At 75.8% G+C, this 21953-nt stretch carries 1 protein-coding gene; it reads left to right on the plus strand.

Annotation, left to right across the window (positions count from 1 at the left end; all coding sequences use genetic code 11):
• A partial coding sequence (locus ACWC91_RS39450) for a type I polyketide synthase (RefSeq protein ID WP_450726268.1) occupies positions 1-21933 on the plus strand: 21933 nt, incomplete at its 5' end.
• Positions 21934-21953 lie beyond the last annotated feature (20 nt).

Genomic DNA, 21953 nt, shown 5'->3' on the forward strand with positions numbered 1-21953 from the left:
GTGCTGCCGCGCACCCTGCACGTGGACGCTCCGTCCTCGCACGTCGACTGGACCGAAGGCGCCGTCGCACTGCTCACCGAGCAGACCGCGTGGCCCGAGACCGGCCGCCCGCGCCGTGCCGCCGTCTCCTCCTTCGGCATCAGCGGCACCAACGTCCACACCGTCCTGGAGCAGGCGCCCGCCCTCCCCGGCTCCGCTCCGGCCGCCCCCGAGCGCACCGTCGGCGCCGTCCCGCTGCTGCTGTCCGGCCGCACCCGCGACGCCCTGCGCGCCCAGGCCGCCCGCCTGCTCACCCACCTCCAGAACCACCCCGAGCCGTCCCTCGCCGACCTCGGCCACTCCCTGGCCACCACCCGCTCCCGCTTCGAGCGCCGCGCCGCGGTGATCGCGCAGGACCGCGACGGACTGCTCGCCTCCCTGAACGCCCTCGCCGCCGGCCGCCCCGACCCGGCCGTCGTCGAGGGCGAGGCCGCGGGGCGAGCCCGGATCGCCGTCATGTTCTCCGGCCAGGGCAGCCAGCGTGCCGCCATGGGCCGCGAACTGTACGAGACCCAGCCCCGGTTCGCCGCCGCGTTCGACGAGGTGTGCGCCGCCCTCGACCCGATGCTCGACCGGCCGCTGCGCGAGGTCGTGTTCGCCGCCGAGGGCACCGAAGAGGCCGCCCTGCTCGACCGCACCGGCTTCACCCAGCCCGCGCTGTTCGCCGTCGAGGTCGCCCTCTACCGCCTCGTCGAGAGCTGGGGCGTCCGCGCCGACTTCGTCACCGGTCACTCCATCGGTGAGATCGCCGCCGCGCACGTCGCCGGGGTGTTCACCCTTCAGGACGCCGCCCGCCTGGTCGCCGCCCGCGCCACCCTCATGGAGGCGCTGCCGTCCGGCGGCGCCATGATCGCCGTCCAGGCAACCGAGGACGAGGTCGCCCCGCTGCTCGGCGACCGCCTGTCCGTCGCCGCCGTCAACGGCCCCACCTCCGTCGTCGTCTCCGGCGACGAGGACGCCGCCGTGGAACTCGCCGCCGAGTTCTCCGGCCGCGGGCGCCGCACCAAGCGGCTGCGGGTGAGCCATGCCTTCCACTCGCCGCACATGGACGCCATGCTCGACGCGTTCCGCACGGTCGCCGAGACACTGTCCTACGCCGCCCCCCGCATCCCGCTGGTCTCCGACCTGACGGGCCGCAGGGCCGACGAGGCCGAGGTGCGCACCGCCGACTACTGGGTGCGCCACGTCCGCGAGGCCGTCCGGTTCGCGGACTGCGTGCGCACCCTGCGCGACGCCGGCGCCACCCTCTTCCTCGAACTCGGCCCCGACGGACTGCTGACCGCCATGGCCGAGGACACCCTCGGCGACGAGCACGACACCATGCTCGTCCCGCTGCTGCGCGCCGGCCGCCCCGAGGAGACCGCCGCCGCCACCGCCGCGGCCCGCCTCCAGGTCCACGGCGTCGACCTCGACTGGACCGCGTACCTCGCCGGCACCGGCGCCCGCCGCACCGACCTGCCGACCTACGCCTTCCAGCACGCCCACTACTGGCCCCAGCTGCCCTCCGCCGCGCCCTCCTCGGCCGGCGACCCCGCCGACCAGAAGCTGTGGGCCGCCGTCGAGCGCGGCGACGCCGCCGAACTCGCCGCCGTCCTCGGCCTCGACGAGGACAGCCTCACCCCGCTCGACTCCCTGCTGCCCGCGCTCAGCTCCTGGCGCCGCGGCAACCAGGAGAAGGCGCTCCTCGACACGCTGCGCTACCGCGTCGAGTGGACCCGGCTGGGCAAGCCCGCCGCGCCCGTCCTCGACGGCACCTGGCTGCTCGTCTCCTCCGACGCCACCACCGACGACGAGACCGAACTCCTTGACGGCCTCGCCGAGGCGCTCGGCGCGCACGGCGCCCGGGTCCGCCGCCTCGTCCTGGACGCCGACTGTGCCGACCGGGCCGTGCTCGGCGCCCGCCTCGCCGGTACCGAGGACGTCGACACCACCGCCCATGTGCTGTCCTTGTTGCCGCTCGACGAGCGGCCCGCCGACGGCCCCGCCGGCTTCACCCAGGGCCTCGCCCTGACCATCGCCCTCGTCCAGGCCCTCGCCGACACCGGCGCCCGGGGCCGGCTGTGGACCGCCACCCGCGGCGCCGTCTCCACCGGCCCCGCCGACCCGGTCACCCGCCCCGCCCAGGCCACCGCCTGGGGCATGGGCCGCGGTGTCGCCCTGGAGCACCCCCGCCTGTGGGGCGGACTCGTCGACCTCCCGGCCGAGTTCGACCGCCGCGCCGGACAGCGCCTCGCCGAGGTCCTCGCGGTCAAGGACGCCCCCGACGGCGAGGACCAGGTCGCCCTGCGCGCCACCGGTGTGCACGGCCGCCGCCTGGTCCGCCACACCGTCGACGAGTTGCCGTCCGCCGATCAGTTCACCGCCTCCGGAAGCGTGCTGATCACCGGCGGCACCGGCGGCCTCGGCGCCGAGACCGCCCGCTGGCTGGCCCGCTCCGGCGCGGACCACCTCGTCCTCACCAGCCGCCGCGGCCCCGACGCCCCCGGCGCCGCCGAACTCCGAGCCGAACTCGAGCAGTTGGGCGCGAGCGTCTCCCTCGTGGCCTGCGACGTCGCCGACCGCGACGCCCTCGCCGCCGTCCTCGACGGACTGCCCGCCGACCAGCCCCTCACCGGTGTCGTCCACACCGCGGGCGTCGGCCACTACGGTCCGCTGGACGGGCTGACGCCCGCCGAGTTCGCCGCCCTCACCGCCGCCAAGCTGGCCGGCGCCGCCCACCTCGACGACCTCCTCGGCGACCGCGAACTGGACTTCTTCATCCTGTTCGGCTCCATCGCCGGCGTCTGGGGCAGCGGCGACCAGAGCGCCTACGGCGCCGCCAACGCCTACCTCGACGCCCTCGCCCTGGCCCGCCGCTCCCGCGGTCTCGCCGCGACCTCCATCGCCTGGGGCCCGTGGGGCGGCACCGGCATGGCCGCCGACGACGCCGTCTCCGGCACCCTGCGACGGCAGGGCCTGCGCCTGCTCGACCCCGCGCCCGCCCTCACCGAGATGCGCCGCGCCGTCCTCCGCCAGGACGTCGCCGTCACCGTCGCGGACGTCGACTGGACCCGCTACGCCCCCCTGTTCACCTCCGCGCGGCCCAGCGCCCTCATCGGCGACCTGCCCGAGGTCCGCGCCCTGGCCGCCGAGAACACCCCCGCCGACACCGGCGACGCCTCCGAGATCGTGCGGCGGGTCCGCTCGCTGTCCGAGCCGGAGCAACTGCGCCTGCTCACCGAGCTGGTGCGCACCGAGGCCGCGACCGTGCTCGGTCACGCCTCCGCCGACGCCGTACCCGAGGGCCGTGCCTTCCGCGACATCGGCTTCGACTCGCTGACCGCCGTCGAACTGCGCAAGCACCTCGGCGCCGCCACCGGCCTCTCCCTGCCGAGCACCATGGTGTTCGACTACCCGACCCCGTTGGAGCTGGCCCAGTACCTGCGGGCCGAGATGGTCGGCTCCGTGCTGGAGGTCGCGGGCCCCGTCGCCACCGGCGGCGCCGACGACGAGCCCATCGCCATCATCGGCATGAGCTGCCGCTACCCGGGCGGTGTCGGCTCCCCGGAGCAGCTGTGGGACCTGGTGCTCTCCGGCACCGACGCGATCAGCGACTTCCCGGTCAACCGCGGCTGGAACACCGCCGGGCTCTACGACCCGGACCCCGACCACCCCGGCACCACCTACTCCACCCAGGGCGGCTTCCTGCACGAGGCCGACGAGTTCGACCCGATGTTCTTCGGCATCTCGCCCCGCGAGGCGCTCGTCATGGACCCGCAGCAGCGGCTCCTCCTGGAGACCACCTGGGAGGCCTTCGAGCGCGCCGGACTCACCCCCGACACCCTCCGCGGCAGCCTGACCGGCACCTTCATCGGCTCCAGCTACCAGGAATACGGAATGGGCGCCGGCGAGGGCACCGAGGGCCACCTGGTCACCGGCACCAGCCCCAGCGTGCTCTCCGGCCGCCTCGCCTACGTCTTCGGCCTCGAAGGCCCGGCGGTCACCGTCGACACCGCCTGCTCGTCCTCGCTGGTCGCGCTGCACCTGGCCTGCCAGGCGCTGCGCAACGGCGAGAGCGACCTCGCGGTCGCGGGCGGCGCCACCGTCATGACCACCCCCAACGCGTTCGTGGCCTTCAGCCGGCAGCGGGCCCTCGCCCAGGACGGCCGCTGCAAGGCGTTCTCCGAGAGCGCCGACGGCATGACCCTCGCCGAGGGCGTCGGCATCGTCCTCGTCGAGCGGCTCTCCGACGCCCGCCGCAACGGCCACCCGGTGCTCGCCGTCATCCGCGGCTCCGCCATCAACCAGGACGGCGCCTCCAACGGCCTCAGCGCCCCCAACGGCCCCTCCCAGCAGCGGGTCATCCGCCAGGCCCTCGCCAACGCCCGGGTCGCCCCCGGCGAGATCGACCTCCTGGAGGCCCACGGCACCGGCACCCCGCTCGGCGACCCCATCGAGGCGCAGGCCCTGTTCGCCACCTACGGCCGCACCCGTACCCCCGAGACCGCGCTGCTGCTCGGCTCGGTGAAGTCGAACATCGGCCACACCCAGTCGGCCGCCGGTGTCGCGAGCATCATCAAGATGGTCATGGCGCTGCGCCACGGTGTGATGCCGCAGACCCTGCACGCCGACGAGCCCTCCAGCCACGTCGACTGGAGCCCCGGCACCGTGCGGCTGCTCGGCGAGAACACCGACTGGCCGCAGACCGGCCGTCCGCGCCGGGCCGCCGTGTCCTCGTTCGGCATCAGCGGTACGAACGCCCACATCATCCTGGAGCAGGAGACCGAGGCGCCCGACGCCGACGACGAGCAGCCCGCCGTGGCGCCCGTGCCGGTCGCCGCCGGCGTCGTGCCATGGGTCCTGTCCGCCCGTGGCGCCGCCGCACTGCGCGAGCAGGCCGACCGGCTCCTCACCCACCTCGTGACCGCCGTCCCGGCGGCCCGCCCGATCGACATCGGCCTGTCCCTCGCCACCTCCCGCGCCCTCTTCGAACAGCGAGCCGTGGTCGTGCCGCCCGCCGGCACCGACCCGCTGGAGGCGCTGCGCGCCGTCGCCGCCGACGGGCCCTCGGGCGTCGTCGCCCGCGGTGTCGCCGACGTCGAGGGCCGTACGGTCTTCGTGTTCCCGGGTCAGGGCTCGCAGTGGGTGGGCATGGGTGCCCGACTCCTTGACGAGTCGCCGGTGTTCGCGGAGCGGATCGCCGAGTGCGCCGCCGCGCTCAGCGAGTTCGCCGACTGGAACCTGATCGATGTCCTGCGGGGCGTGGAGGGCGCTCCGACGCTGGATCGCGTCGACGTCGTCCAGCCCGCCTCGTTCGCCGTGATGGTGTCCCTGGCCGCCGTGTGGCGGGCCCAGGGTGTCGAACCCGACGCGGTGGTGGGTCACTCGCAGGGTGAGATCGCTGCCGCCGTGGTGTCCGGTGCGCTGTCGCTGCGGGACGGTGCGCGGGTGGTCGCGCTTCGCAGCCAGGCCATCGGGCGGACGCTGGCCGGGCGGGGCGGGATGATGTCGGTGGCGCTGCCCGTCGCCGATGTGGAGGCCCGTCTGGAGGCGTTCGGCGGGCGGGTGTCCGTCGCCGCCGAGAACGGCCCCCGCTCCTCCGTCGTCGCGGGCGAGCCGGAGGCCCTGGACGAGTTGCACGCGCAGCTCACCGCCGAGGAGATCCGGGCCCGCCGGATCGCCGTGGACTACGCCTCGCACTCCCACCACGTCGAGGATCTGCACGACGAGATCCTTCAGCTGCTGGCGGAGGTCGCGCCGACCGCGTCCGAGATCCCGTTCTTCTCCACGGTCACCGGCGACTGGCTCGACACCACCGTCATGGACGCCGGCTACTGGTACCGCAGCCTGCGTGGCCGGGTCCTGTTCGCCGACGCCGTGCGCGGTCTGATCGCCGCCGAGCACCGCGCCTTCATCGAGGTCAGCTCCCACCCCGTGCTGTCGATGTCCGTCCAGGACATGATCGACGACGCCGGCGTGGCGGGTGTCGCCTCGGGCACCCTGCGCCGCGACAACGGCGGCCTGGACCGCTTCCTGCTCTCCGCCGCCGAGGTGTTCGTCCGCGGCGTCCACGTCGACTGGGCCGCCCTGTTCGAGGGGACCGGCGCGTCCCGCGTCGACCTGCCCACCTACGCCTTCCAGCACGAGAACCTGTGGGTCGTCCCGGCCGCCCCGGAGACCGTCACCGCGGCCGACCCCGAGGACGCCGCGTTCTGGACCGCCGTCGAGGACGGGGACGTCTCCACCCTGACCGCCGCCCTCGGCACCGACGAGGACTCCGTCGCCGCCGTGCTGCCCGCGCTGTCCTCCTGGCGCCGGGCCCGCCGGGAGCGCTCCACCGTCGACTCCTGGCGCTACCGCGCCACCTGGAAGCCCGTCACCAAGCTCCCGCAGCGCACCCTCGACGGCACCTGGCTGCTGGTCACCGCCGACGGCGTCGACGACACCGACGTCGCCGAGGCGCTGGAGACGGGCGGCGCCGAGGTGCGCCGTCTCGTCCTCGACGAGACCTGCGCCGACCGCGCTGTCCTGCGTGAGCGCCTGACCGACACCGACGGCCTCACCGGCATCGTCTCCGTCCTCGCCGGAGCCGAGCGGACCGGTGCCGTCCCCGGCACCGGGCTCGTCCTCGGGGTCGCCCTCACCGTCGCCCTCGTCCAGGCGCTCGGCGACGCCGGCATCGGCACCCCGCTGTGGGCGCTGACCCGCGGCGCCGTGTCCACGGGCCGCTCCGACAAGGTCACCGCGCCCGTCCAGGCCCAGGTCGCCGGCATCGGCTGGACCGCCGCGCTGGAGTGCCCGGGACGCTGGGGCGGTGTCGTCGACCTGCCCGAGACGCTCGACGCGCGCGCCGGTCAGCGGCTCGCGGCCGTCCTCGCCGGCGCGCTCGGCGACGACGACCAGATCGCCCTGCGCTCCTCCGGCGTCTTCACCCGCCGTATCGTCCGCGCCGACGCCGCACCCGACGGCCCCGCCCGCGACTGGAAGCCGCGCGGCACCACCCTGGTCACCGGCGGCTCCGGCACCCTCGCCCCCCACCTGGCGCGCTGGCTCGCCGAACAGGGCGCCGAGCACCTGGTCCTGGTCAGCAGGCGCGGCCCCGAGGCGCCCGGCGCCGCCGAACTCCGCGCCGAGCTGGAGGAACGCGGCACCGCGACGACCCTCGCCGCCTGCGACATCACCGACCGCGACGCGGTCGCCGCGCTGCTCGACGGCCTGAAGGCGGAGGGCCGCACCGTCCGCACGGTCGTGCACACCGCGGCCACCATCGAACTGCACACCCTGGACGCCACCACCCTCGACGACTTCGACCGCGTCCTGGCCGCCAAGGTCACCGGCGCGCAGGTCCTCGACGAACTCCTCGACGACGAGGAGCTGGACGACTTCGTCCTGTACTCCTCCACCGCCGGCATGTGGGGCAGCGGCGCGCACGCCGCGTACGTCGCGGGCAACGCCTATCTGGCCGCCCTCGCCGAGCACCGGCGCGCCCGCGGCCTCACCGCCCTGTCGCTGTCCTGGGGCATCTGGGCCGACGACCTCCAACTCGGCCGCGTCGACCCGCAGATGATCCGCCGCAGCGGCCTGGAGTTCATGGACCCGCAGCTCGCGCTGAGCGGCCTCAAGCGGGCCCTCGACGACGACGAGCAGGTCATCGCGGTCGCCGACGTCGACTGGGAGACGTACCACCCCGTCTACACCTCGGCCCGGCCCACCCCGCTGTTCGACGAGGTCCCCGAGGTGCAGCGGCTCACGGCCGCCGCCGCGCAGAGCGCCGGGACCGCCGCCCAGGGCGAGTTCGCCGCCGCGCTGCTGGCCCTGCCCGCCGCCGAACAGCAGCGCAAGCTGCTGGAGACCGTCCGCACCGAGGCCGCCTCCGTGCTCGGCCTGTCCTCCGCCGACGACCTCACCGACCAGCGCGCCTTCCGCGACGTCGGCTTCGACTCGCTGACCGCCGTCGGGCTGCGCAACCGGCTCGCGTCCGTCACCGGGCTGACGCTGCCGTCCACGATGGTCTTCGACTACCCGAACCCGGCCGCCCTCGCCGGCTTCCTCCACTCCGAACTGGCCGACGTCCACTCCGCGGGCGCCGTCGCCGTCACCGCCGGGACGCCCGTCGACGACGACCCGATCGCCATCGTCGGCATGAGCTGCCGCTACCCCGGTGGCGTCACCTCCGCCGAGGAGCTGTGGCGGGTCGCGCTGGACGAGGTCGACGCGATCTCAGTCTTCCCCGCCGACCGCGGCTGGGACGCCGAAGCCCTCTACGACCCCGACCCGGACGCGTCCGGCCGCACCTACTCGGTCCAGGGCGGCTTCCTGCGCGACGTCGCCGACTTCGACCCCGGCTTCTTCGGCATCTCGCCCCGCGAGGCCCTGTCGATGGACCCGCAGCAGCGCCTCCTGCTGGAGACGGCCTGGGAGGTCTTCGAGAACGCCGGCATCGACCCGGTCGGCCGGCGCGGCAGCCTCACCGGCACCTTCATCGGCGCCAGCTACCAGGACTACGGGGCCGCCGTGCCCGGCAGTGAGGGCTCCGAGGGCCACATGATCACCGGCTCGCTCCCCAGCGTCCTGTCCGGCCGTGTCTCCTACCTCTTCGGCTTCGAGGGCCCGGCCGTCACCCTCGACACCGCGTGCTCGTCCTCACTGGTCGCCATCCACCTGGCCTGCCAGTCGCTGCGCAACGGCGAGAGCACCCTCGCCCTCGCCGGCGGTGCCAGCATCATGTCCACCCCCATGTCGTTCATCGGCTTCAGCCGGCAGCGGGCGCTGGCCGAGGACGGCCGCTGCAAGGCGTACGCCGAGGGCGCCGACGGTATGACCCTCGCCGAGGGCGTCGGCCTGATCCTGCTGGAGCGGCTCTCCGACGCCCGCCGCAACGGCCACGAGGTCCTCGCCGTCATCCGCGGCTCCGCCATCAACCAGGACGGCGCCTCCAACGGGCTGACCGCCCCCAACGGCCCCTCCCAGCAGCGCGTCATCCGCCAGGCCCTCGCCAACGCGGGCGTCGAGGCGGACGACATCGACGTCCTGGAGGGCCACGGCACCGGCACCTCCCTCGGCGACCCGATCGAGGCGCAGGCCCTGTTCGCCACCTACGGCAAGAACCGCGACCCCGAGCGGCCCGTGCTGCTCGGCTCGGTGAAGTCCAACATCGGACACACCCAGATGGCGTCCGGCGTCGCCAGCGTCATCAAGCTGGTCCGCGCCCTCAACGAGGGCGTCGTCCCCAAGTCGCTGCACATCGACGAGCCGTCCACCCACGTCGACTGGTCCTCCGGCGCCATCCGGCTGCTCACCGAGCGCACCGAGTGGCCCGAGACCGGCCGTCCGCGCCGCGCCGCCGTGTCGTCCTTCGGCCTCAGCGGCACCAACGCCCACACCGTCCTGGAACAGGCCCCCGCCGACAGCTCCCCGGCCGCCCCCGAGGACACTGCCGCGCCGCGGGACGGCCTCGTGCCCGTCCTCGTCTCCGGACGCGGCGAGGCGGCTCTGCGCGCCCAGGCCGGAGCCCTGCTCGACCTGCTGGCGGAGCGCCCCGGCGTCCACCCGACCGATCTGGCGTTCTCCCTCGCCACCTCGCGCGCCGCGCTGGAGCACCGCGCCGCCGTCGTCGCCGACGACCACGAAGGACTGGTGCGCGGCCTGACCGCGCTGCGCGACGGAATGCCCGGCGCCGGACTGGTCCAGGGCCGCACCGGCCGCGGACGCACCGCCTTCCTGTTCACCGGACAGGGCAGCCAGCGCCTCGGCATGGGCCGCGAACTGTACGAGCGTCACCCGGTGTTCGCCGACGCCCTCGACGCGGTGCTCGCCCGGATCGACGGCACCACCGAACGCCCCCTGCGCGACGTGCTGTTCGCCGCCGAGGCCTCCGAGGACGCCGCCCTGCTCGACCGCACCGGCTACGCGCAGCCCGCGCTGTTCGCCCTCGAGGTCGCGCTGTTCCGGCTGCTGGAGTCGTGGGGCATCACCCCCGACTACCTGGCCGGCCACTCCGTCGGCGAGATCGCCGCCGCGCACGTCGCCGGCGTCCTCGACCTCGACGACGCGTGCGTCCTGGTGGCCGCCCGCGGCCGGCTCATGCAGGCGCTGCCCGAGGGCGGCGCGATGGTCGCCCTGGAGGCCGCCGAGGACGAGGTGCTGCCGCACTTGGAGGGCCTCGCCGACCAGGTCTCCGTGGCCGCCGTCAACGGCCCCCGGTCCGTCGTCGTCGCCGGCGAGGAGGAGCCCGTGCTCGCCGTCGCCGCGCACTTCGCCGAGCAGGGGCGCCGCACCAAGCGTCTGCGGGTGAGCCATGCCTTCCACTCGCCGCTCATGGACGCCATGCTGGACGACTTCGCCGCCGTGGCCCGCGCGCTGACGTACCACGCGCCGACGATCCCGTTCGTCTCCAACGTGACCGGCACCCTCGCCACCCCCGAGCAGGTGTGCGGCGCCGACTACTGGGTCTCCCACGTCCGCTCCGCCGTGCGCTTCGCCGACGGCATCGGCTGGCTGTCCACCCAGGGCGGCGTCCAGACCTTCCTTGAGCTCGGCCCCGACGGCGTGCTCACCGGCATGGCCCGCGAGAGCCTCACCGACGCCTCCCGCACGGCGCTGCTGCCCACGCTGCGCGGCGACCGCCCGGAGGAGCAGGCCCTCGTCACCGCCGTCGCCGCGGCCCACGCCCACGGCTTCGACGTCGACTGGGCCGCCTGGTTCGAGGGCGCAGGCGCCCGCCGCGTGGCCCTGCCCACCTACGCCTTCCAGCGCGAGCGGTACTGGCCCGGCACTACCGCGGCCGGCACCGCCGCCACCGTCCCCGGCTCCGCACTCGACGCCGAGTTCTGGGCCGCGGTGGAACACGCCGACGTCGCGTCGCTCACCGCCTCCCTCGGCCTGGACGACACGACCGTCACCGCGATGGTCCCGGCGCTCACCGCCTGGCGGCAGCGCCGCGGCGAGCAGTCCGCGCTCGACTCCTGGCGCTACCGCGTCACCTGGAAGCCGCGCGGCGGCGTCCCCGGCGCCGCACCCACCGGACGCTGGCTCGTCCTGGTCCCGGCCGAGCACCGCGACGAGGCCATCGCCGCCTGGGCCGCCGACGTCGAGGCCGCCCTCGCCACCGCCACCGTCCGCGTGGAGGTCACCGGCACCGACCGCGCCGCCCTCGCCGCCCGGCTCACCGAGGCCGCCGACGGCGACACCTTCCAGGGCGTGCTGTCGCTGCTGCCGCTGGCGCCCGGCGACGCCGGACACCCCGGCGCCCCGGCCGCGCTCACCCTCACCGCCACCGCCCTCCAGGCGCTCGGCGACGCCCGCATCGACGCCCCGCTGTGGAACATCACCCGCGGAGCCGTCGCCGTCGGCCGCTCCGAGCAGGTCACGGCACCCGAACAGGCCGCCGTATGGGGCCTGTTCCGGGCCGCCGCCCTCGAACTGCCCGGCCGCGTCGGCGGCAGCGTCGACCTCCCGGAGGACCTCGACACCCAGGCCGCCCGCCGGCTGCGCGGGATCCTGGCCGCCGGTGACGGCGAGGACGCCGTCGCCGTCCGCGCCGGCGGTGTCTTCCTGCGCCGGCTGGCCCACAACCCGGCCGCCGACACCGTCGGCTCCGCCTTCGACCCGGCGGCCGGCACCGTCCTGATCACCGGTGGCACCGGCGGCATCGGCGGACACCTCGCCCGCCGCCTCGCCCGCGACGGCGCCGCCCATCTGCTGCTCACCAGCCGCCGCGGCCCCGACGCCCCCGGCGCCGACGGACTCCGCGCCGAACTGGAGGAGTCGGGCGCCCGCGTCACGATCGCCGCCTGCGACGCCGCCGACCGCGACGCGCTCGCCGCACTCCTCGCCACGGTGCCCGAGGACGCGCCGCTCACCGCCGTCTTCCACACCGCGGGCGTCGTCGACGACCACGTGGTGGACGAGCTGACCCCGGCGAACTTCGCCACCGTCCTGCACGCCAAGACGGTCGCCGCCCGCCATCTGCACGACCTCACGGCCGGCCACGACCTCGCCGCGTTCGTCCTGTTCTCCTCGACCGCCGGCCTCATCGGCGCCGCCGGACAGGGCAACTACGCCGCCGCCAACGCCCAGCTCGACGCCCTCGCCGAGCAGCGCCGCGCCCAGGGCCTGCCCGCCCTGTCCGTGGCCTGGGGCCCCTGGGCCGGCTCCGGAATGGTCGCCGACGCCGCCGAGATCGCCGCCCGTGTGCGCCGCGGCGGATTCGAACCGCTCGACCCCGCCTCCGGCGTCGCCGCGCTGCTGCGCGCCGTCGACAACGGCGACACCACCGTCGCCATCGCCGACATCGACTGGGAACGCTTCCTGCGCGCCTTCGCGTCGGCCCGCCCGCTGCCGCTCGTCGCCGACCTCCCGGAGACGGCCGGCGCCACCGCCCCGGCGGCGGCCGCCGCCACCGGCTCCGGACTGCGTGAGCGACTCGCCGGCCTGCCCGCCGAGGAGCGCCCCGGACACGTCCTCGACCTGCTGCGCTCCCAGGTGGCGGCCGTCCTCGGCCACGCCGACGCCCGCACCGTCGACGACGACCTGGCCTTCCGCGACCTCGGCTTCGACTCGCTCACCGTCCTGGAGCTGCGCAACGCGCTCAACGCCATCACCGGCCTGAGCCTGCCCGCCTCCCTTGTCTACGACCAGCCCACTCCGCGCGAGATGGCGGACTTCCTGCTCGCCGAACTCCTCGGCACGCTCCCGGAGTCCACCGCCCACACCGTCGCCGCCCGGGCCGTCGACGACGACCCGATCGCGGTCGTCGGCCTCGCCTGCCGCTTCCCCGGCGGCGTCACCACGCCCGAGGGGCTGTGGCGGCTGCTGGCGGAGGGCCGCGACGGCATCACCCCCTTCCCCGACGACCGCGACTGGGACATGGCGGCGCTCGGCGCCGGCGCCTCCGACACACTGCACGGCGGATTCCTCAGCCGGGTAGCCGACTTCGACGCCCGCTTCTTCGGCATCTCGCCCCGCGAGGCGCTCGCCATGGACCCGCAGCAGCGCCTGCTGCTCGAAACCACCTGGGAGGCCCTGGAGCGGGCCGGCATCGACCCGGCCGCGCTGCGCGGCTCCACCACCGGCGTCTTCGTCGGCACCAACGGCCAGGACTACCCGAACCTGCTGCGCCGCTCGGCCTCGGACGTCTCCGGCTATGTCGCCACCGGCAACACCGCCAGCGTGATGTCCGGCCGCCTCTCCTACGCCCTCGGCCTGGAGGGCCCCGCGGTCACCGTCGACACCGCCTGCTCCTCCTCGCTGGTCGCCCTGCACTGGGCGGGCCGCGCGCTGAGCGCCGGCGAGTGCGACCTCGTCGTCACGGGCGGCGTCTCGGTGATGTCGACCCCCGACTCCTTCGTCGAGTTCAGCACCCAGGGCGGCCTGGCCCCCGACGGCCGCTGCAAGCCGTTCTCCGACGACGCCGACGGCACCGCCTGGTCCGAGGGCGTCGGCATCCTGGTCCTGGAACGGCTCTCCGACGCGATCCGCAACGGCCACGAGGTCCGCGGCATCATCCGCGGCACCGCCGTCAACCAGGACGGCGCCTCCAACGGCCTGACCGCCCCCAACGGCCCGTCCCAGCAGCGCGTCATCCGCCAGGCGCTGGCGGACGCCCGCCTCGCGCCGTCCGACATCGACGCGGTCGAGGCGCACGGCACCGGCACCACCCTCGGCGACCCGATCGAGGCGCAGGCCCTGCTGAACACCTACGGCCGGGACCGCGACGCCGACCAGCCGTTGCTCCTCGGCACCGTCAAGTCGAACATCGGCCACACCCAGGCCGCCGCGGGCGTCGCCGGTGTCATCAAGATGCTGCTGGCGATCCAGCACGGGACCCTGCCGCGCACCCTGCACGTCACCAGCCCCACCAGCCACGTCGACTGGAGCAGCGGCGCCGTGTCGCTGCTCACCGAGGAACGCGACTGGCCCGGGACCGGACGGCCGAGGCGCGCCGGTGTCTCCGCCTTCGGCGTCAGCGGCACCAACGCGCACGTCATCGTGGAGCAGGCTCCCACCGACGAGCCCGCCCCCGCCCGCACCGACGAGCCCGTCCCCGCCGCCGACGTCACCACCGTCCCGTGGATCGTCTCCGGCCGCAGCCGCGAGGCCCTCCAGGACCAGGTCGACCGGCTCACCGCGTACGCAGCCGCCCACCCGGAGCTCTCCCCGCTGGACGTCGGCCGCTCCCTGGCCACCGACCGCACCCTCTTCCCGTACCGCGCCGTGCTGCTCTCGGGCCCCGACGGGGTGCGCGAGACGGCCCGCGCGGTCGCGTCCCGCACCCGGGGCCGTACCGCCTTCCTGTTCTCCGGCCAGGGCGCCCAGCGCGCCCGGATGGGCCGCGAACTGTACGAGCGGTACCCGGCGTTCGCCGACGCGCTGGACACGGTCCTCGCGCAGTTCGACACCGCGCTGGACTTCCCGCTGCGCCAGGTCCTGTTCGCCGCGCCGGGCACGCCCGACGCCGAGCTGCTGGACCGGACCGGCTGGACCCAGCCCGCGCTGTTCGCCGTCGAGGTCGCCCTCCACCGCCTCCTGGAGTCGTGGGGCCTGACCCCCGACCACGTCGCCGGTCACTCCATCGGTGAGATCGCCGCGGCGCATGTCGCCGGGGTGTTCTCGCTGGAGGACGCGTGCACGCTGGTCGCGGCACGTGCCTCCCTGATGCAGGAGCTGCCGCGGGGCGGTGCGATGCTCGCGGTGCGGGCCACCGAGGAGGAGGTGCTTCCGCACCTCACGGAGCGGGTCTCCATCGCCGCCGTCAACGGGCCGTCGTCGGTGGTCGTCGCCGGTGACGAGGACGAAGTCGCCGCGCTCGCCGCCTACTTCGAGGCTCAGGACCGCAAGACCACCCGGCTGCGGGTCAGTCATGCCTTCCACTCGCCGCTCATGGACCCGATGCTCACCGCCTTCGCCCGGGTCGCGGAGTCCCTCACCTACCACGAGCCCCGCATCCCGCTGGTCTCCACCGTGACCGGCGCCCCCGCCGGAGCCGAACTCCTCACCCCCGGCTACTGGGTGCGGCACGTCCGCGAGACCGTCCGGTTCGCCGACGGCGTCCGGGCCCTGCACGAGGCCGGCGTCACCGCCTTCGTCGAGATCGGCCCGGACGGGCAGCTCACCGCCGCCGCCCAGCAGACCCTGGACGCGTCCGGCGACGAGGCACCCGCCACCGTCGTCCCGCTCCAGCGCCGCGACCGCGCCGAGGAGACCACCCTCCTGGAGGGCCTGGCCACCCTGCACGCGCGGGGCAACGGACCCGACTGGACCGCCTGGTTCGCCGGCACCGGCGGACACCGCGTCGAGCTGCCGACGTACGCCTTCCAGCGCGAGCGCTACTGGCCCGAGCCCGCCGCGCCCGGCGCCACCGGCACGCCGGACCCCGTCGACGCCGCCTTCTGGGCCGCCGTCGAGCGGGAGGACCTGGAGAGCCTCACGGCCACCCTGGGCCTGGACGGCGACACCGTCACCACGATGGTGCCCGCGCTGTCGGCCTGGCGCCGCCGCACCGACGCCCGCTCCACCGCCCGTGACTGGCGCTACCACGAGAGCTGGACCGCGCTCGGCACCCCGGCGCACGCCGCACCCACCGGCCGTGTCCTGGCCCTCGTGCCCGCCGAACACGCCGGCGCCGACTGGGCGGAGACCCTCGTCGCCGCCCTGGGCGCCGACCCGCTCGTCGTCGACGGGGCCCCCGGCTCGCTGGCCCGGGAACTCGCGGACCTCGACGCGGCCGGCTGGACCCTGGTGGTCTCGCTGCTCGCCGCGGGCACCGGCACCCTGCCGGCGCCCGACGCCACACCGGCCGCCGTCCTGGAGGCCCTGCGGGCCGCCGGCGTCGACGCCCCGCTGTGGTGCGTCACCCGCGGCGCCGTCTCCGTCGCCGGGGAGGCACCCGCCGCCGGCCAGGCCGCCCTGTGGGGCATGGGCCGGGTCGCCGCGCTGGAGCACCCCGAGCGCTTCGGCGGCCTCGCCGACCTCGCGCCCGACGCCGACGCCACCACCGCGGGCCTGCTCGCCGCCCACCTGGCCGAGCCCGGCGCCGAGGACCAGATCGCCGTCCGCGCCGCCGGTCTGTTCGGCCGCCGCCTGGTGCGTACCGCGGTCGCCCCCGGCGACTCCGGATGGCGCCCGCACGGCACCGTCCTCGTCGTCGGCGGCACCCGCACCATGGGCGCCCGCGCCGCCCGCTGGCTCGCCCGCGAGGGCGCCGCCCGCCTGGTGCTGACCACCTCGCCCGCCGACGGCGCCACCGACACCGAGGAGCTGCGGGCCGAACTCGCCCGACTGGGCGCCGAGGTCACCGTCGCGCCGTACGACAGCGGCGACCGGGACGCGGCCACCATCCTCCTGGACGGTCTGACCGACCTCACCGCTGTCGTGCACGCCGACGACGCCCCGGCGGACGGCCCGGCCGCCGCCCTCGCCCCGGTGGACACCCTCGCCGCGGCCGTCACCGGCCGCTCCCTGGACGCGTTCGTGCTCTTCAGCTCCATAGCCGGGGTCTGGGGCGTGCGCGGCCGGGCCGACGAGGCCGCGTGCGGCGCCTACGTCGACGCCCTCGCCCGCGCCCTGCGCGCCGACGGGACGCCCGCGCTGGCCGTCTCCTGGGGCGCCTGGGCCGAGCTCGCCGACCCGTCGGCCACCGCCCACCTGCGGATCAACGGCCTGCCGGTGATGGACGCCGACGCCGCCCTGACCGCGCTGGCCGGTGCCGTCGCCGACGGCTCCGCCGCGGTCACCGTCGCCGACGTCCGCTGGGACACCTTCGCCCCGGCGCACCACGAGGCCCGGCCCACCGCGCTGTTCGACGGCCTGCCCGAGGCCAGGACCGCCCTCGCCGGCGCGGCCCGCGCCCGTACCGAGGAGGCCGCCGCCTCCGGCGGCTACGGCCAGTGGCTCCTGGAGCAGCCCGCCGCCGACCGGGACGACATCCTGCTCGCCCTCGTCGGCGAGAAGGCCGCCCTGGTCCTCGGCCACGCGGACACCGCGCTCGTCGAACCCGACCTGCCCTTCCGGGACCTCGGCTTCGACTCGCTGACCGCCGTCGACCTGCGCAACCAGCTCACCGCGGCCACCGGCGTCACCCTGCCCGCGACCCTGGTCTTCGACCACCCCAGCCCGGCGGCGCTCGCCGCGCACCTGCGCACCGAACTCCTCGGCGGCGCCACGGACACGGCCGCCCCGGTGGCCGCGCCCGTCGCCACCGGCGACGACCCGGTCGTCATCGTCGGCATGGCCTGCCGCTACCCCGGCGGCGTCAACTCGCCCGAGGACCTGTGGCAGCTCCTCGTCGACGAGGTCGACGCCGTCGGCGACTTCCCGGCCGACCGCGGCTGGGACCTCGACGCCCTCGCCGGCGACGGCCCGGGCCGCAGCGCCACCGACCAGGGCGGATTCCTCTACGACGCCACCGACTTCGACCCCGGCCTGTTCGGCATCTCGCCGCGCGAGGCCATGGTGATGGACCCGCAGCAGCGGATCCTGCTCGAGGCGTCCTGGGAGGCGCTGGAGCGGGCCGGCATCGACCCGGCGGCCCTGCGGGGCAGCGGCACCACCGGCGTCTTCGTCGGCGGCGGCTCCGGCGACTACCGGCCGCCCGCCGAGTACGGCCAGTGGCAGACCGCCCAGTCCGCCAGCCTGCTGTCCGGCCGCCTCGCCTACACCTTCGGCATCCAGGGCCCCACGGTGTCCGTCGACACCGCCTGCTCGTCCTCCCTGGTCGCCCTGCACCTGGCCGCCCAGGCGGTGCGCTCGGGCGAGTGCTCCATCGCCCTGGCCGGCGGTGTCACCGTGATGGCCACCCCGGTCGGCTTCGTGGAGTTCAGCGCCCAGGGCGCGCTGTCGCCCGACGGCCGCTGCCGCGCCTTCTCCGAGGACGCGAACGGCACCGGCTGGTCGGAGGGTGTCGGCATGCTCGTCGTCGAGCGTCTCTCCGACGCCCGGCGCAACGGCCACCGCGTGCTCGCCGTGCTGCGCGGCTCCGCCATCAACCAGGACGGCGCCTCCAACGGCCTGACCGCGCCCAGCGGCCCCGCCCAGCAGCGCGTCATCCGCCAGGCCCTCGCCAACGCCCGCCTCGAGAGCGCCGACGTCGACGCCGTCGAGGCGCACGGCACCGGCACCAGGCTCGGCGACCCGATCGAGGCGCAGGCCCTGCTCGCCACCTACGGCCAGGACCGCGAGCGGCCCGTGCTGGTCGGCTCCCTCAAGGCCAACATCGGCCACACGCAGGCCGCGTCCGGTGTCGGCGGCGTCATCAAGATGGTGCTCGCCATGCGGCACGGTCTGCTGCCGCGCTCGCTGTACACCGAGAACCCCTCCTCGCACGTCGACTGGACCGCGGGCAACGCCCGCCTGCTCGCCGAGCCCACCCCCTGGCCCGAGTCCGAGCGGGTGCGCCGGGCCGCCGTCTCATCCTTCGGGGCCAGCGGCACCAACGCCCATCTGATCCTGGAGCAGCCGGAGCCCGCCGAACAGCCGGCGCGGCCCGCGCCCGACGGCTCGCCCGTCCCGGTCCTGCTGTCCGGCCGCTCGCAGAACGCGCTGCGCGCCCAGGCCCGCAAACTCCTGGCCCACGTGGCGGGCCACCCCGAGGAGACGGTCACCGACCTGGCCCGCACCCTGGCCACCACCCGCGCCGTCTTCGAACACCGGGCCGCGGTGACCGCCGCCGACCGGGACGCGCTGCTCGCCGGACTCACCGCCGTCGCGGAGGGCACCACCGCCGCGCACGTCGTCGAGCACCACGTGGAGCGCACCGGCAAGCACGCCGTGCTCTTCTCCGGCCAGGGCTCCCAGCAACTCGGCATGGGCCGGGACCTGTACGAGCGGTTCCCGGCGTTCGCCGAGGCGTTCGACGCGGTCCTCGCCCGGCTCGACGGCCACCTCGGCGCCTCGCTGCGGGACATCGTCTGGCACGGCGACCAGGAGACCCTGAACGAGACCGGGCACACCCAGCCCGCGCTGTTCGCCTTCGAGGTCGCCCTGTACCGCCTGGTGGAGTCCTGGGGCGTGACCCCGGACTTCGTCGCCGGCCACTCCGTCGGCGAGATCGCCGCCGCCCACGTCGCGGGCGTCCTCTCCCTGGACGACGCCTGCCGGCTGGTCGCCGCACGGGCCCGCCTGATGCAGGAACTGCCGCGCGGCGGCGCCATGGTCGCGGTCGAGGCCACCGAGAAGGAGGTCGCCGCCGAACTCACCGACGCGGTGTCGATCGCCGCGGTCAACGGCCCCACCTCCGTGGTGCTCGCCGGTGCGGAGGACGCGGTGCTCGCCGTGGCCGCCGTCCTCGCCGAGCGGGGCCGCCGCACCACCCGCCTCAAGGTCAGCCACGCCTTCCACTCGGCGCTGATGGACCCGATGCTCGCCGAGTTCCGCAAGGTCGCCGAGAGCCTGCGCTACGAGGCGCCCCGCATCGCCGTCGTGTCGAACCTGACCGGCGACGTGGCGGGCGCCGAGGAACTGTGCGGCGCCGACTACTGGGTGCGCCATGTGCGCGGCACCGTCCGGTTCGCCGACGGCGTCACCGCACTGGCCGGCCGGGGCGTCCGGGTCTTCCTCGAACTCGGCCCCGACGCGGTGCTGTCCGCGCTCGCCGAGCAGAGCGCCCCGGACACCGTCAGCATCCCCGCGCAGCGCCGCAACCGCGACGAGGTGGAGACCCTGGTCGCCGCCCTCGGCCGGCTGCACGTACACGCCGCCGGACCCCGCTGGGACGCCTTCTTCGACGCCGCCCCCGGCTCCTGGCTCGACCTGCCGACGTACGCCTTCCAGCGCGGCCGGTTCTGGCCGGACGCCCTGCCCGCCGCCCAGCAGGCCGGCGTGTCCGCCGGGGAGGCCGACGGCACCGACACCGCCTTCTGGGACGCCGTCGCGCAGGAGGACTTCGGCTCGCTCGAGTCCGTCCTCGACGTCGAGGGCGACGCCCTGTCCAAGGTGCTGCCGGCGCTGCTCGACTGGCGCCGCCGCAATTCCGAGCAGACGCGGCTCGACAGCTGGCGCCACCGCATCGTCTGGAAGCGTCTGACCGGCGCGGTGATGGCCCACCGCAAGCCGCTCACCGGCACCTGGCTGGCCGTCGTCCCCGAGGGCCTCGGCGAGGACCCGTGGGTGACGACCGCTCTGGACGCCCTGGGCACCCGGGTGGTGCGCGCCGAGGTCGGCGGCGCCGACCGGGAGGCCATGACCGCCACCCTGCGCGAGTCCGCCGGGGAGGGCACCCGCTTCGGCGGCGTCGTCTCCCTGCTCGCCCTGCGCGAGACCGTGCACGGCGACGTGCCGGAGGGCGTCGCGCTCACCGGCACGCTGCTCCAGGCCCTCGGCGACGCCGGGATCGAGGCCCCGCTGTGGTGCGTCACCCGCAGCGCCGTGTCCGCGAACCGCACCGACCGCCCGCGCCGGCCGCTCCAGGCCGCCGTGTGGGGCCTGGGCCGGGTGGCAGCCCTGGAGTACCCGCACCGCTGGGGCGGCCTGGTGGACCTGCCGGAGCGCGCCGACGAGCGGGCCGCCGCCGGACTCGCCGCCGTCCTCGCCGGACTCGACGGGGAGGACCAGGTCGCCGTGCGCGGCTCCGCCGTCCTCGCCCGCCGTCTCGTACCGGCCCCGGACCGCGGGCAGAGCGGCGCCTGGGACCCGACCGGCACCGTGCTGATCACCGGCGGCACCGGCGCCCTCGGCGCCCATGTGGCCCGCCGCCTGGCCAAGGACGGCGTACAGCACCTGGTGCTGCTCGGCCGCCGCGGACCCGAGGCGCCCGGCGCCACCGCCCTGCGCGACGAACTCGAAGCGCTCGGCACCGGCGTCACCCTCGCCGCCTGCGACGCCTCCGACCGGGACCAGCTGGCCGCGGTGCTCGACGCGATCCCGGCCGACCGGCCGCTGACCGCGGTGATCCACGCGGCGGGCGTGCTCGACGACGGCGTCATCGACCGGCTCACCCCGGAGCGCTACCAGCAGGTGTTCCGCGCGAAGGTGACCTCGGCGCTGCTGCTCGACGAGCTGACCCGCGACCTCGACCTGGCCGCGTTCGTCCTGTTCTCGTCCGCCTCCTCCGCGGTCGGCAACCCCGGCCAGGCCAACTACGCGGCCGCCAACGCGGTCCTGGACGCCCTCGCCGAGGCCCGCCGGGTGCGGAACCTGCCCGCGACCTCCGTGTCCTGGGGCGCCTGGGGCGGCGGCGGCATGGCCGGCGGCCACGGCGCGGACGACGCGGCCCGCCGGGCCGGTGTCGTCGCCATGGACCCGGACCTCGCCGTGGAGTCGCTGCTGCGGCTGGTCACCGGCAAGGAGCCGACCGCGGTGGTCGCAGAGGTCGCCCTCGACCGGTTCGCCTCCGCCTTCGGCGGCACCCGGCCGAGCGCCCTGCTGCGGGAGTTCCCCGGCTACCGGGAGACCGTCGCCGCCGCGGCGTCCGAGTCCCCGGAGGGCACCCTCGCCGACCGGCTGGCGGGCATGCCGCCGGCCCGCCGCCTCGACACCGTCGTGGACCTGGTGCGCACCCGTGCCGCGCAGGTCCTCGGCTACCCGGACACCGGCGCCGTCGGCGCCGAACGGTCCTTCCGGGACCTCGGGGTGGACTCACTCGGCGCCGTCGAGCTGCGCAACCAGCTCGGCGCCGCGACCGGCCTGAGCCTGCCCGCGACGCTGGTCTTCGACCACCCGACGCCGCTGGCGCTGGGCGAGTTCGTCCTCGCCCGGCTCGTCCCCGACGAGCCGGCCGTGTCCGACGAGGAGACCGAGATCAGGGCCGTACTGGCCTCCGTCCCGCTCGACCAGCTGCGTGAGATCGGTGTCCTGGAGCCCCTGCTCCAGCTCGCCGGGCGCGCTGGTGGAGCCGGCGACGACGAAGACGGCGAGTCCGTCGACTCGATGACAGTGGCAGACCTGGTGCGGGCCGCGCTCGGCGGCCAGTCCGACCTGTAGCGCGAAGTGATGGAGCAGAG

Source organism: Streptomyces sp. NPDC001204 (genome assembly GCF_053598035.1).